The following is a 14,618-nucleotide window of genomic DNA, read 5'->3' on the forward strand; positions in this document are numbered from 1 at the left end:
GCGGGCACCCCTCCAAGGGAGGGGAATCACAAAGTGCAGAATCAAAATAATGAAAAATGGATCAATCTAATCTTAGGTAGGCAAATCTGGGCACCCAGCATTCCCCTCTTCCAGAGGGGTGCCCGAAGGGCGGGGTGTTAAAAGTTAGAATCAAAATGATAAAAAAATACACTTATTCCATTTCATTAGAATCAGGGTGTAATAAGCTAAAACATAAAAACAAAGGATAACACGATGCCTAAACCACTTAAAATTCTTCAAGCCTCCGCAGGTTCCGGTAAAACCTTCAGTTTAACAGCACATTATCTTACTTTGCTTTTTTCTGCTGAAAATAAATACCTTGAAATTTTAGCGGTAACCTTTACCAATAAGGCTACCGAAGAAATGAAAACCAGGATTCTGGAGGTGTTACTTGGCTTGGCAAAAGGCAATCCATCTAAAAAAATCGATGATTACCGAAAATTGGTTTTGGCAGCTTACCCTCAATTAAACCCGCAGGAACTTCAATTTAAAGCAGATAAGATTTATCGAAAAATTCTTCACGATTACAGTCGATTTTCTGTTAGTACCATTGATGGTTTCGTACAAAAGGTTATTCGTGGTTTTGCTTTTGAACTAGGGTTAAATGCCGATTATAGTTTAGAGATGAATTATGATAAGGTAAAAGATGATTTAGTAAATAAACTGGATGAAGCCTTAGACACGAATAAACAGCTGCTACAATGGATTATTGATCTGGCTATCGAACGCATTAGTGACAATAAAAGCTGGAATTACAAATTTGAACTTTATAACCTGATCGGCGAAATTTTCTCTGAACGCTTTCAGGTTTTTGAAGATGCAGTTACCGCTTTAGGGTTAGAGAACATCGATGAACTTTTCAAAAAATACATCAGTGTAACCAAAGCAGAAATTAAGAATTTTGAAGAAGAAATTATTCGTTTAGCAACAGAAGCTAATGAGGCATTAAATGTTATTGGAGTAGAAAACGAGCACCTTAAGGGCAAATCAAGAAGTGGTTTAGCGAAGATTATCCTGGTTGCACGTGGCGATTTCTCAAAAGTAGAACCGCTTTTTAACTACATAGATGAGCCTGATGAATGGTTTCAAAAGAATGCAAATTTCCCCGAAGCTTTCGAAGTGGTAAACCCTATTCTTCGCCAGATAAAAAACCATTACTTCGAACATCTCCCAAACTACGGCCTGGCCATTGCTTTCAATAAAAACCTTTACTATTTGAGGTTAATGCAAGAAATAGCTATGCTATTAAAAGAGTATCGCGCAGAAAATGATAATCTTTTAATTAGCGATGCGCAAAAATTAATTTCAGGGATTACAGAAGATGCAGGAGATAATCCATCCTTTATCTGGGAAAAAGTGGGAAACAGATACCGTAATTTTCTTTTCGATGAGTTTCAGGATACCTCGACCAGCCAGTGGGGAAGTTTTAAATCGCTCCTTACCAATGCTATGGCCACGCCTAGCGAAGATTTAATTGATCATTTAATTGTGGGTGATACCAAACAATCTATTTACAGGTGGAGAAACGGCGATTGGAATATTCTGCATAAACATGCGAAACGGGAAGTTGGTATCGACAATGTTTTAGAAGACAGTCTTGCAGAAAATTACCGCAGTACGGAGAACATTATCACATTTAATAACTTTCTTTATCATTCCATTCCCCTTACGCTCCAGAATGAGCTAAACACGAATTTAGCGAGCAAACCAGAAACACTTTCAAACTGGTGGGCTGCTGAAAATTACACCAGCATCATCACCGATATTTATCGGGCATCAACACAGAACTTCGCCACCAATACCCTAAAAGGTGGAACAATAAAAATCAAAAAATTTGGCAAGGAACATGCGCCGGATGAGGCTAGATTCACAGAAACTGTTTTCAGGGATATCGCTTTAAATGATATTATTGAAGAGATCAAAATATTAAAAGACCAGCAAAATTACGCTTTAAAAGACATTGCCATTTTAGTGCGCTCCAATAGTGAAGCCTTACTTACGGTTCGCAAGTTAATGGAGCATAACCTCCCTGTGCTATCGGGCGATGCCTTATTGATTTCGAATAACTCAGCAATACAATTAATCATCAATACCTTAAAGGTTCTCATTGGTTTAGAAGCACAAAGCGCACTTTACAAGGCAAATTGTATTGCATTATATCATTCCTTACAAGAGAAAGCACCAGATGCTAATCACTACATTAACCTGAATAGTAAGCCGCTAAATCAACTTTCTGCGGTTTTACCACCATCGTTATGTGAAAACTGGCAAAGCTGGTTGCAATTGCCACTTCCTGAATTGGTTGAAATTTTAATCGAAAGTTATGGATTAAAAACATTAACGGCACATCTACCCTATCTGCTCGCTTTTAGGGATTTAACAGCCACAGCCGGAAAAACAGGTGAAAAAGGAATTATTGCGTTCTTAACCTGGTGGGAAGAAGATGGAATCAAAAAATCTTTGCCCTCTCCTGAAGGCGCGGATGCCATTCAAATTATCACCATTCACAAATCAAAAGGACTGGCTTTCAGAGCGGTTTTTGTTCCTTTCTGCAACTGGGAAATTAAAGGAAAAGTAAATGGTACTTTCTGGGTATCAGCAGAAGAAACAGCTTACAAAGAACTTAAAGGCATTCCGTTAAAGTACAATGAAGCATTAGGAGATTCGGCGATTGCGAAAGCTTATTATGAAGAACTTCTTTATAATAACATGGATGCTTTGAACATGCTTTATGTAGCTACAACACGTTCCAAAGATTACCTCTACATCGCCACAATGGCTAAAAAAGAATTAAAACTATCCAACATGGGTGATGTGATCAACTTAACTCTTGATAGAGAATTTGATGAAAACGGGGTTTATGAAATTGTAGACTATATTGCTATAGAAGGTAAAAAAGAAGAAACGGATTTTATTAACTTAAGGCATTACCCAACCACTACGCGGTTAGCCGAGTTATATATAGCTTCAGAAGAGAAACATTTAAAGCATTTAGTGAATATTGAAAAATCAGGTAGAAAAGGTTCTTTGTTGCACGATATTTTGGCAAATGCCAGTACGGAGAAAGAAGTTGATAAGTACATTACAACACTCATTCTGGATGGAATTGTACAGGAAGATGAAAAAGACAACCTGAAACAAAAAGTGATGGAAGTACTGGAAAACACAGACTTAAAAGTCGTGCTTAACCAGGCAACAGATAGTATTACAGAAAAGAATATCATTGATGCCGAAGGTAAACTCCATCGCCCGGATCGCATTTTATTTAATGACGAAGAAGTGATTATCCTGGATTATAAATTTACGCTTACCGAAAGCGATAAACATATTGAGCAGGTAGAAAAATATAAAAATCTGTTATTGGATATGGGACACCACAATGTTAAAACCTATTTGTTTTATGCCGTTAGCGGCAAATTAAAATTAGTGTAAATGATTAAACCATTTTTACAAGAAGTTGCCGAAGATTTAATCGAGAAATTTGGTGCAAATCTTCAGCATTGTGCTATTGTTTTCAACAACAAACGCCCCTCTGCCTATATGCAGAAATACCTGGCGAATATTATAAGGAAACCGTTTTTCAGTCCATCGTTTTATACCATACAAGAGTTTTTTGCTACTGCAACGCAATTTAAAATCGCCGATTTCTACCTGCAGTTCTTTACGCTTCATAAAATATATAACCAGTTACTGGCCGAAGAACACCTGGAACCAATTTCAAGCCACAAGTTTTTTCCCTTAGCGAAGATTATTTTAAGTGATTTCACTCAGATAGACAATGATTTAGTTGATGCAGAAAAGTTATATCGCGATTTGGAAGATATCTCCGTCATTAATAAAGATTTCGATTACCTAAGTCCGGAGCAATACCAGTTCTTAGCACAATTCTGGACATCCTATTCTGAAGGAAAACATAAAAAACAGCAGGAACTTTTCATCAAAATGTGGCGCCGGATGCCAAAACTTTATCACAAGTTTCATGCATCATTAAAAGAACAGGAATATTTAACTAATGGCTATGTGTATCGCCATCTGGCTGAAGAAACCGATACCCAAAGAGACCTGCCTGTCAACTTTGAAAAAGGAAAAATTATTTTTGTTGGTTTCAACGCATTAACCAGTGCCGAAGCGAAGATTTTTACGCAATTGCAAGCGGCTGACCAAGCTTTATTTTACTTCGATGCCGATGAATACTATGTAAATGACCCTTTGCAGGAAGCGGGCTTATTTCTGAGAAAAAATCTAAATCAGCTGGGCTTAAAAAACGTTTTCGAAAATAAGCCAAGCTTAATGAAAATAGCCGAACATCAGGTGAATGTTTTCAAGGTTCAGGGGCAATCGGCGCAGGCAAAAATCCTGAATAACATCTTAGAAGATGATTATGCTGAAAGTAGCGAGATTGGTGCTACCGTTGTTGTACTGGCAGATGAAAGCTTGCTGTTGCCCGCCTTGCAGACCATTCCAACGGCCTATCATGGCATAGACATCAACTTGAATGTAACTATGGGTTTTGCCCTATCAACATCAAGTATCTTTGGTTTAGCTGAATTATGGTTCTCTTCTCAATTGGAAATCACACATACCGGAAAGATTTCTTACAAAAATGTTGAGGCTTTTCTAACACACCCGTTAACTGGCCTGAGTCAGAAAATGAGGGATAAAATTTTAACTGCTTTATTGAAAGAAAATGAGGTAGAAATTGCGCATGAAAGGCTATTAAGGCAAAGTGGATTATTCGAGATTTTCTACAAAAAAATCGATAATCCTAAGCATGTCGTACCTTACCTGCTGGATGTTTTAGATTTTATATTAACTCGTTTATCTAATGCGAAAACGCTTAAGAAAATTGATGCAGAGCTATTTGTAAAAACCATTCAGGAATTAAATCGCCTGCACGATACTTTCGGTAAACACATTGGCAACGAAGAAATTCAATTTGTAATTTACCTGGTGCAAAAGTCTTTGCAGGCCATTTCAGTACCACTATCTGGTGATCCGCTCAAAGGGATTCAGTTAATGGGGTTGCTGGAAACGAGAAACCTTAATTTTGACAAGGTTGTTATTTTAGGTTTCAACGAAGGGATTATTCCAAAATCTTCCATCGGCAATAGTTTTATTCCAGATTCTATCCGCCGCGTTTATGGCCTGCCGGTATTAGAAAATCTGGATGCCATTTCATCTTACATGGTTTATCGTTTGATGCAAAGAGCAAAGAACATTAACTTCGTTTATAATAGCTTAACTGATGACAAAGCAACTGGTGAAGCCAGTAGAATTTTGAAACAACTGGAATACGAAAGCGGATTCAGGTTCAATTATAATGAGCTTAACCTGGATGTAAAAACAGAACCATTTAAGGAGGTCCGCATTGAGAAAGCGAATAATGTATTTATTCAGGAAACCCTGCAAAAATACCTCGATAAAAAAAAGGTGCTTTCACCCTCGGCCTTAACTCAATACATTTCCAACCCGATAGATTTTTTCTTCAATTACATTGCCGGTATTAAAGAGCCTAAAGAAGTAAGTGCAGTGGTAGAGGCAAATGAAATTGGCTCTATTTTACACAAAGTGATGGAATACTTTTATCAGGATCTGATGAAAGCCGAAATCACTTCAGAACGGATAAAAGAAAAAAGAAAGCAGGTACCAACACTAATTGAGAAAGCTTTCAATGCCGTAATGTTTAACCATCCTGATAAAGTAATGGAATATAAAGGCATGCAAAAAGTGATTTTATCCATTGTATACGCGTATGTAAATATCATTGTTAATCAGGATGAGTCGCAAACACCTTTCCATATCATCAGTTTAGAACAGAAAGTTGAGGCAGAGATTAGTTTTCCTCTATATGGCAAAGATGCGAGTGTTAAAATTTTCGGTTATATCGATCGGGTTGATGTGAAAGATGGCGTAACTAAAATTATTGATTATAAAACAGGAAGTGATAAACTAGCCTTTAAAGATGTAGCGGAATTATTTAATTCTGATGGAAAGCATATTAATAAGGCATTGGTTCAGACTTTACTTTATACTTACGCTTATGAACAATTCTCTCATAAAACCTGTGTAGAGCCAAACTTATACGTGGTAAAAACGATGGCGGCCGATGGTGTTTGGTTTAAATCAGGAAAACAGACACTCTCAGGCGAATATCTGGAAGAAATTAAACCTGAATTTCTAGCAGAATTGAGAAAGAAACTTACAGAATTATTTGAGGCACCCTATTTTGTAACCAGCGCTATAGAGGATAATTACAAATATTCGATCTATAAAACGCTTTTTGGGAAATAAGGAAAAAGTAATAAAATAGATGCCAATATTTAATACCATCGTTGGCTGAAAACAAATGGCAATGAGCTTTACCATATTGCCCTTGGTTGAAACCAAAGGCGATGAATACAAGCAAATCGCCTCAAACAATAGCGATAGCAACCATCCATTTCATTGCGATCAGCTTCAACTGATTGCATTCTCTTAAGCAATCTTACCAATATTGCCCTTGATTGAAACCAAGGGCGATGAATACAAGCAAATCGCCTCAAGCCATCGCAATAGCCACCATCCATTTCATTGTAATCAGCTTCAGCTGATTGCACTCTAATAAGCAATTTACCAATATCGCCCTTGGCTGAAACCAAAGGCGATGAATATCGGGCAAATCGCCTCAAGCTATCGCTATACCCGCCATCCATTTCACTGCAATCAGCTTCAGCTGATTGCAACCTTATAAACAATTTACCAATATTGCCCTTTATTGAAACCAAAGGCGATGAATATCGGGCAAATCGCCTCAAGCCATCGCTATAACCACCATCCATTTCATTGCAATCAGCTTCAGCTGATTGCATTCTAATAAACAATTTACCAATATTGCCCTTTATTGAAACCAAAGGTGATGAATATCAGGCAAATCGCCTCAAGCCATCGCAATAGCCACCATCCATTTCATTGCAATCAGCTTCAGCTGATTGCATTCTCATAAGCAATTTACCAATATTGCTCTGGTTGAAACCAAAGTCGATGAATATCGGGCAAAGCGCCTCAACCCATCGCTATAGCCACCATCCATTTCATCGCGATCAGCTTCAGCTGATTGCATTCTTATCCGCTATTTACTAATATTGCCCTTGGTTGAAACTAAAGTCGATGAATATCAAGCAAATCGCCTCAAGCATCGCGATAGCCACCATCCATTTCATAGCGATCAGCTTCAGATTGCAACCTCATAAGCAATTTACCAATATCGCCCTTGGTTGAAACCAAGGGCGATGAATACAAGCAAATCGCCTCAAGCCATCGCAATAGCCACCATCCATTTCATTGCAATCAGCTTCAGCTGATTGCATTCTCATAAGCAATTTACCAACATTGCCCTTGGTTGAAACCAAAGGCGATGAATATCGGGCAAACCGCCTAAAGCCATCGCAATAGCCACCATCCATTTCATTGCGATCAGCTTCAGCTGATTGCAACCCTATAAGCAATTTACCAATAGTGCCCTTGGTTGAAACCAAGGGCGATGAATATCGGGCAAACCGCCTCAAGCAATCGCGACAACCACCATCCATTTCATTGCAATAAGCTTCAGATTGCAACCTTAATAATAGATATAACCAATATTGCCCTTGGTTAAAACCAAAGGCGATGAATACAAGCAAATTGCCTCAAGCTACCGCTATAACCACCATCCATTTCATAGCGATCAGCTTAAGCTGATTGCAACCTTAATTAATAAATAATTAAAAATATACAATCAACCTATGTAAAAAAAACTATCTTGGGTTAGTTAAGCTTTAAAATATGTCGTACGTAAGAATTTGGGTTCACTTAGTGTTCTCAACTAAAAATCGGCATCCCTATTTAACCAAGAACATCCGTTATAAACTCCAAAACCATATTATTGAAAACTGTAAACAAAAATCTATTTTCCTACAGGCTGTTAACGGCTATACCGATCATCTGCACTGCCTTATTTCATTACGAGGCGAACAAAGTATAGCAGAAGTAGCAAGGCTTATTAAAGGTGAATCTGCATTTTGGATCAATAACAATCAGCTCATTGACGAAACCTTTAGGTGGCAAAATGAATATTATGCTGTTTCGGTGAGTGAATCAAATGTTGAAATTGTTAAAAACTACATCAAGAATCAGGAGAAACACCACAGGAGAAAATCCTTTGCTGAAGAGGCAAAAGAATTCGCGGATAAGTTTAAATTTGATTTAAAAAATGATTAAGCATGCTCGCCCTAAACTTCACCAAATTCCCTGTTCTTGAAACCGAACGATTGGTTTTAAGAGAACATCATCTATCTGATGCAGAAGCCTTATATGCTATGCGTACCAATGAAGATATCATGCAATACATTGATAGAGAAAGGCCCGAAGATATTTTTGAAATCAAAGATTTTATCTCCCGCTTTAGGAATGGCTTTGAAATAGGCGAAAACCTGGCTTGGGTAATTGCCTTAAAGGAAAATCCGAAACAAATGATCGGTTCGGTAGGATTCTGGCGTACAGATTTTGCCAATCATAGAGCAGAAATAGGCTACATGCTACACCCAGATTATTGGAGAAAAGGAATTATCTCCGAAGCACTCAGCAGATCAATTGCTTTTGGATTCGAAGAAGTTAATTTACACACTATTTGTGCCTATATTAATGTAGCAAACGACGCGTCACGGCAGATGCTGATTAAACATGGTTTTGTAAAAGAAGCACTCTTTAAACAGAACTATTATTTCAGGGGGAAATTTTTAGACAGTGAGATCTATGGATTAATCAATCCAAACCATTAACAAATTAGTAGCATTTTTATACATATTGTCAATCCTTACCAATTTTTAAACACATATTTCGGAAAAGCAGCAAATCTTAATACAAAAACAACATTAATGACATCCTTGCGAAATAAAATTTCAGTTTCTAAAGAATTATATAAAAAATAACGCAATCTATTAAAAAAACGAGCTGATAAATTACCACAATTATTACAAAATACACGCATTATAGCCTTTGGTTTCAAAGCGATTAATAATTATATTTGCCACCGTTATTAAAATTTACAATGAGAGAAATCCAATTTAGAGAAGCACTACGCGAAGCCATGCAAGAAGAAATGCGTAAAGATGACCGCGTTTTTTTATTAGGTGAAGAAGTAGCAGAATATAACGGTGCATACAAAGTAAGTCAGGGAATGCTTGATGAATTTGGCGCTAAACGTATTATTGATACCCCTATTGCCGAATTAGGTTTCGCTGGGATTGCAACTGGTGCCGCAACTGCTGGCCTTATTCCAATTGTAGAGTTTATGACATTCAACTTTTCATTGGTAGCTATTGACCAGATCATTAATGGTGCGGCTAAGATTTTATCAATGAGCGGTGGTCAGTTCTCTTGCCCAATGGTTTTCCGTGGCCCAACAGGTAATGCTGGTCAGCTAGGTGCACAGCACTCACAAAACTTCGAAAACTGGTTTGCAAACACTCCAGGCTTAAAAGTAGTGATTCCATCAACTCCTTACGAAGCTAAAGGTTTATTAAAACAAGCTATTATTGATCCGGATCCGGTTATTTTCATGGAATCTGAAGTAATGTATGGCGATAAAGGCGACGTTCCTGCAGAAGAATATTACATCGAATTCGGTAAAGCGAACATAACTAAAGAAGGTACTGATGTTACTATTGTAACTTTCGGTAAAATGTTAACCCGCGTGGTTAACCCAGCTGTAGAAGAATTAACAAAAGAAGGAATTAATGTTGAAGTAATCGATTTACGTACAGTTCGTCCTATTGATTATGATACCATTATCCAATCTGTTAAGAAAACAAACCGTTTGGTTGTAGTAGAAGAAGCCTGGCCATTGGCATCACTTTCTGGTGAGATTGCTTTTATGGTACAAAAGAAAGCTTTCGATTACTTAGATGCTCCGGTTTTAAGGATTACTTGTGCTGATGTTCCACTTCCATATTCTCCAACTTTAATTGCTGCCAGCTTACCAAACGCTGATAAAGTGGTTAAAGCGGTTAAAGAAGTGATGTACGCTACAAAATAACATTAAACTTTAGCCTCACTTGTTGAAGACTAAAATTCAAAATACAATCCTCCAAAGCAATTTGGGGGATTTTTTTTGCTTTAGACTTTAACCATCTTAGATTATATGCCCCTCCATTTCTTATGTTATTTTTAGAAAACCAATATTCTGTAATTATTCGTTTCCTGTAGTATCCATTATTTATTTCGATCTTTTTTAAACAGCTATCATTTTGAGGGCTAACTTGCGCAGTTTTAAAGGTCAGGAACGCGGCAAAACTTCACAAGTTTACAAACCAGGCAATATTTTTAGACTTACGAAGTTTTCCTTATACACGTCCCATTGAAACTTCGTAAGTCGATTGATAATTTTTATCTTCGCTGCATCATCAATCTGCATTCCATGTCCGAAAATTACATATCCGAAACAACTTTCAACAAACAAGATTATACCTTAAACCCACTTTCAAAAGGCGATTATGAAAATTGCAAATTCAGCTACTGCGACTTCTCTGCTTCAGATCTGAGTGGCATCAAGTTTTTAAGCTGTGAGTTCATTTCCTGCAACCTAAGCTTGGCTACGCTAACCAAAACATCATTTAATGATGTAAATTTCAAAGACTGCAAAATGCTGGGCTTACGTTTCGAAAATTGTAACGATTTCGGTTTAGCCTTTAGCTTTGATAGTTGCAAACTGGATCATTCATCCTTTTATAAGCTAAAAATAAAGAAGACAGTTTTCAAAAATAATCAACTTCATGAAGTGGATTTTACCGAATCCGATTTAAGCAATTCAAACTTCGAATACTGCGATTTCCTCAATGCCACATTTGACAGGACCAATCTTGAAAAAACTGATTTTAGAACTGCTACTCATTATATAATCGATCCCGATAAAAACAGGCTAAAAAAAGCCCTGTTTTCGCAATCAGGATTAGCGGGTTTATTGGCGAAATATGATATTGTGATCAGTCAATAATATATCTGTTTTTTTATAACTTCATATAAAGACGATTACGTTATGGAAAAACAGGAACCAAAATCAATTGATGAATATATTGCGCGGTTCCCGGCACCGATACAAAAAATTTTGCAACAAATCAGGGAAACGATTCAACAGGTTGCTCCTGATGCAAAGGAAGTCATCAGCTATAAAATGCCCGCATTTAAACAGAACGGTATTCTGGTTTACTTCGCCGCCTATAAAAAGCACGTAGGGTTTTATCCAACCGGAATTGGAATTGAAGCTTTTAAGAGCGAGTTTGAAGATTATAAATGGAGTAAAGGTGCCGTTCAATTCCCAATTGATCAGGAAATACCCTTAAATTTAATCGCCAGAATTACTAAATTCAAAGTAAAAGGTGATCTCGAAAAGTTTTCCAAGCCTAAAAAAATATTCAGGCAGAAATCAACTGATAAAAAGCAACCTCCTCCGGGATCAAACTGATTTTTCACTTAAATTGTTACAAATCTTTTGACGTAGTACTAAAAATGTTGTAAGTTTAAAGCTTTTTAAGAGCCGGACTTTTAAGAAACTTCATAACCAATTAATGTTACGTGTAGATAGTTCCAAACCTTGCAAAATTGTATACTCTTTGTGTAAACATGAGTATTTGGGCTATTTAATTGAACCCCACATTGTTCAACTTAATCCGAATGGAGATTTCTCCTTCACTTATCAAAGAATTTTTACGCATACGGCTCAAGAATTTAAAGCCTGTTTAACGGATATTGATTATAAACTGATCAAAATACTTGATGATATTGAACAAGATTCCATCATCAAAAAACATTATAAAAAGTTAATCAGACCCACCGAATTTTTCGCTAAAATATTCGATGATAAATTCTATGAAAGCGTTAGACCTAAAATTGAAAAAAAACTTGCCGAAGCGCTAGAGATATTAAAGGTTCAGGATGAACTTTATTTAATGGATAAAGATGGGTGGCCTGTGGAGCGCAAGTTAGAATTGGCTACCGAGCCGGCATCAATTCTATTCCACTTCCGTAGAAACGAAACCGAAACACGGTACTTCCCTACCATCAAATACCAAAATCTGCGCATTGAATTCATGTTCAAAGAGGCGCAAATTATCAGTAACAAGCCCGCTTGGCTATTGCTGAATGATGTTTTATACTTTTTTGATCAGGATATTGAAGGTAAAAAACTACAACCATTTTTAGCCAAAAGATATATTGCAATCCCGAAATCTACTGAAGCTAACTACTTTGAAAAGTTCGTTGCGCCGTTGATTGAGAAACATCACGTTTATGCAGAGGGCTTCGAAATAAGGACAGAACAGTTTGAAGCGATACCCGTAATCAAAGTACTTTACGTTGATGGAGGAATATCGCAGATTCAATTATATTTTAAATATGGCGAATACAATTTTTCAGTAGAGAACGCACACAAAGTCACCGTTCGCTTAGAAAAAACAGCCGACAATTATATATTCCATCGCATTAAGCGTTCTGCAGAATGGGAGAAAAAGCAATTTAATCTGCTCCTCTCTCTTGGACTAAAAAAGGCCAGCGCACTTTTCAACAATTTGGAAGTAGTAAGCAGTGAAGAAAATCCCAGTTACGCCGCAATTAACTGGGTAAATGAACATATCGAAATGCTGCAGTCGCTTGGTTTTGAAATAGAACAAAGCACCGGGCAGAAACGCTTTGTTTTTGGCACGAGTAAAATTGACCTGGAGGTTAAAGAGGGAAATGACTGGTTCGACATTAATGCAGTAGTTTGGTTTGGAAAATACCAGATTCCGTTTCTTTCCCTAAAGCAACATATCCTTCATAAAAGAAGGGAATTCCTACTTCCCGATGGTGAAGTGGCAATCATTCCAGAAAAGTGGTTTACGCAATACGGCAGTTTATTCAGCCTGGCAGATACAGGTAAAAACCTTCGACTTAAGAAACACCACATCGGCTTATTGAATGATTTAGCAGAAGATAGTTTGGCTAATGTTACTTTAGAACGTAAGCTTCAGCGATTAACAGACTTTGAAGACATTGCCGACACACAAATGCCGGTAAACTTCAAAGGCAGTCTTCGCGATTACCAAAAAGCAGGGTATAATTGGTTTAGCTTTTTACGTGAATATAACTTTGGCGGATGCCTTGCCGATGATATGGGTTTAGGTAAAACTATCCAGACATTGGCCATGCTACAAAAAGTTAAGGAAGATGATCAAGCTGCAGGCAACCCAAGCACATCACTGATTATCATGCCAACTTCACTGATATACAACTGGCTGACAGAGGCAAAAAAATTCACGCCAAAACTTAAAATTTACGCGCATACGGGAAGCAATAGAAATAAGAACGTTGCCATTTTTGCAAATTATGATATCATTGTTACTACTTATGGCGTAACAAGAGTTGATGTAGAGGAATTAAAAGATTTCTATTTTAACTATGTCATTCTGGATGAAAGTCAAAACATTAAAAATCCGTCATCCAAATCTTTTAAGGCAGTAAGAAGCCTCAAATCCAGACACAGACTCATTCTGAGTGGTACGCCTGTAGAGAATTCGGTAGGTGATCTCTGGTCGCAACTTACTTTTCTAAACCCGGGTTTATTAGGTACACAAGCATTCTTTAATGAGGAATATGTACAGGCCATTGAGAAGAAAAAAGATGAAGAGAAAGCGCGCAAACTACAAAGCATTATTAAACCATTTGTACTGCGTAGAACCAAAGAGCAGGTTGCTGCAGAATTACCGCCAAAAACGGAGCAGGTAATCTATTGTGGCATGAGCGAAGATCAGGCGGCTTATTATGAGAAAACAAAATCAGCTTATCGAAATGATTTATTGCAAAGCATGGATGATGGAACTTTCGCTCAGAAACAGGTTCAGCTATTGCAAGGTTTAACCGCATTACGTCAGTTGGCTAACCACCCGATTATGATTGATAGTACCTATCTCTCCGACTCCGGGAAATTTGAAAATGTGATCCATACGTTAGATAACGTACTTAAAGGCGGCCATAAGGTTCTGGTATTCTCACAGTTTGTAAAACATCTGGATATTTTTAAGAAACATTTCGAGGCAGAAAATATTCCTTTCGCCTATCTTGATGGGTCAACCCGCAACCGTGGTGAAATTGTGTCAGAATTTCAGCAAAATACTGACCTAAAAGTTTTCCTGATTTCTATAAAAGCTGGTGGTGTTGGTTTAAACTTAACCCAGGCGGATTATGTATTTATTTTAGATCCATGGTGGAACCCTGCAGTAGAACAACAGGCGATTGATAGAACCCACAGAATTGGCCAGGATAAAAAAGTATTTATCTATAAATTTATTGCGAAAGATACAGTAGAAGAAAAAATTCTTGCCTTGCAAAACCGTAAAAAAACTTTGGCAAATTCACTGATTACCACCGAAGAGAGTTTCTTCAAATCGCTAAGTAAAGACGACATCAGGGATATTCTAAACTAGATATACAAACTTACTAAAATTGCATTTTAGAAAGTTACGAAATCTCAAAAGGCTGAGCCTTAAAGAATCTTCCAAGTTTTAATGACTGTACGATAAAACTTTTGAAAGATTTCTGATAGCAAGGAT

Annotated in this window: 9 protein-coding genes; 8 read left to right on the plus strand and 1 reads right to left on the minus strand. The window is 37.3% G+C overall.

Annotated elements, in window-relative coordinates:
• Window positions 1-234 precede the first annotated feature (234 nt).
• On the plus strand, window positions 235-3,453 hold the full coding sequence (locus SOM16_RS02695) for a UvrD-helicase domain-containing protein (protein WP_320462442.1): 3,219 nt from the start codon (window positions 235-237) through the stop codon (window positions 3,451-3,453).
• Window positions 3,454-6,312 carry a PD-(D/E)XK nuclease family protein gene (locus SOM16_RS02700; RefSeq protein ID WP_320462443.1) on the plus strand — a complete coding sequence of 953 codons (2,859 nt, stop codon included), beginning with the start codon at window positions 3,454-3,456 and terminating at the stop codon, window positions 6,310-6,312.
• Between the two features lie 68 nt (window positions 6,313-6,380).
• Here the strand turns inward: SOM16_RS02700 and SOM16_RS02705 are convergent, their stop codons facing one another.
• Window positions 6,381-6,869 carry a hypothetical protein gene (locus SOM16_RS02705; RefSeq protein ID WP_320462444.1) on the minus strand — a complete coding sequence of 163 codons (489 nt, stop codon included), beginning with the start codon at window positions 6,867-6,869 and terminating at the stop codon, window positions 6,381-6,383.
• 952 nt (window positions 6,870-7,821) lie between these two features.
• Between SOM16_RS02705 and tnpA the strand changes: the two genes are divergently transcribed.
• The 6 genes from tnpA (at window position 7,822) to SOM16_RS02735 (ending at window position 14,492) form a co-directional block, all read left to right on the plus strand.
• Window positions 7,822-8,256: an IS200/IS605 family transposase gene (tnpA, locus tag SOM16_RS02710; protein WP_320462445.1), complete on the plus strand. Its 435-nt coding sequence runs from the start codon at window positions 7,822-7,824 to the stop codon at window positions 8,254-8,256.
• Between the two features lie 2 nt (window positions 8,257-8,258).
• Window positions 8,259-8,816: a GNAT family N-acetyltransferase gene (locus tag SOM16_RS02715; RefSeq protein WP_320462446.1), complete on the plus strand. Its 558-nt coding sequence runs from the start codon at window positions 8,259-8,261 to the stop codon at window positions 8,814-8,816.
• A gap of 269 nt (window positions 8,817-9,085) precedes the next feature.
• On the plus strand, window positions 9,086-10,072 hold the full coding sequence (locus tag SOM16_RS02720) for a pyruvate dehydrogenase complex E1 component subunit beta (protein WP_320462447.1): 987 nt from the start codon (window positions 9,086-9,088) through the stop codon (window positions 10,070-10,072).
• Window positions 10,073-10,453: 381 nt separating this feature from the next.
• Entirely contained in the window at window positions 10,454-11,029 is a 576-nt protein-coding gene (locus SOM16_RS02725) for a pentapeptide repeat-containing protein (RefSeq protein ID WP_320462448.1), read from the plus strand.
• Between the two features lie 42 nt (window positions 11,030-11,071).
• A complete protein-coding gene (locus tag SOM16_RS02730; RefSeq protein WP_320462449.1) occupies window positions 11,072-11,497 on the plus strand; it encodes an iron chaperone in 426 nt (141 codons plus the stop codon).
• Between the two features lie 103 nt (window positions 11,498-11,600).
• Window positions 11,601-14,492, plus strand: a complete 2,892-nt coding sequence (locus tag SOM16_RS02735; protein ID WP_320462450.1) for a DEAD/DEAH box helicase — start codon at window positions 11,601-11,603, stop codon at window positions 14,490-14,492.
• Window positions 14,493-14,618: the final 126 nt, after the last annotated feature.

The organism is Pedobacter sp. CFBP9032, from assembly GCF_034045265.1.
GTDB lineage: Bacteria > Bacteroidota > Bacteroidia > Sphingobacteriales > Sphingobacteriaceae > Pedobacter.

What these genes read in the sequence shown, in the direction of transcription:
- SOM16_RS02695 (WP_320462442.1), top strand. Translation starts at nt 235, where the DNA reads ATGCCTAAACCACTTAAAATTCTTCAAGCCTCCGCAGGTTCCGGTAAA.
- SOM16_RS02700 (WP_320462443.1), top strand. Translation starts at nt 3,454, where the DNA reads ATGATTAAACCATTTTTACAAGAAGTTGCCGAAGATTTAATCGAGAAA.
- SOM16_RS02705 (WP_320462444.1), bottom strand. Translation starts at nt 6,869, where the DNA reads ATGCAATCAGCTGAAGCTGATTGCAATGAAATGGATGGTGGTTATAGC.
- tnpA (WP_320462445.1), top strand. Translation starts at nt 7,822, where the DNA reads ATGTCGTACGTAAGAATTTGGGTTCACTTAGTGTTCTCAACTAAAAAT.
- SOM16_RS02715 (WP_320462446.1), top strand. Translation starts at nt 8,259, where the DNA reads ATGCTCGCCCTAAACTTCACCAAATTCCCTGTTCTTGAAACCGAACGA.
- SOM16_RS02720 (WP_320462447.1), top strand. Translation starts at nt 9,086, where the DNA reads ATGAGAGAAATCCAATTTAGAGAAGCACTACGCGAAGCCATGCAAGAA.
- SOM16_RS02725 (WP_320462448.1), top strand. Translation starts at nt 10,454, where the DNA reads ATGTCCGAAAATTACATATCCGAAACAACTTTCAACAAACAAGATTAT.
- SOM16_RS02730 (WP_320462449.1), top strand. Translation starts at nt 11,072, where the DNA reads ATGGAAAAACAGGAACCAAAATCAATTGATGAATATATTGCGCGGTTC.
- SOM16_RS02735 (WP_320462450.1), top strand. Translation starts at nt 11,601, where the DNA reads ATGTTACGTGTAGATAGTTCCAAACCTTGCAAAATTGTATACTCTTTG.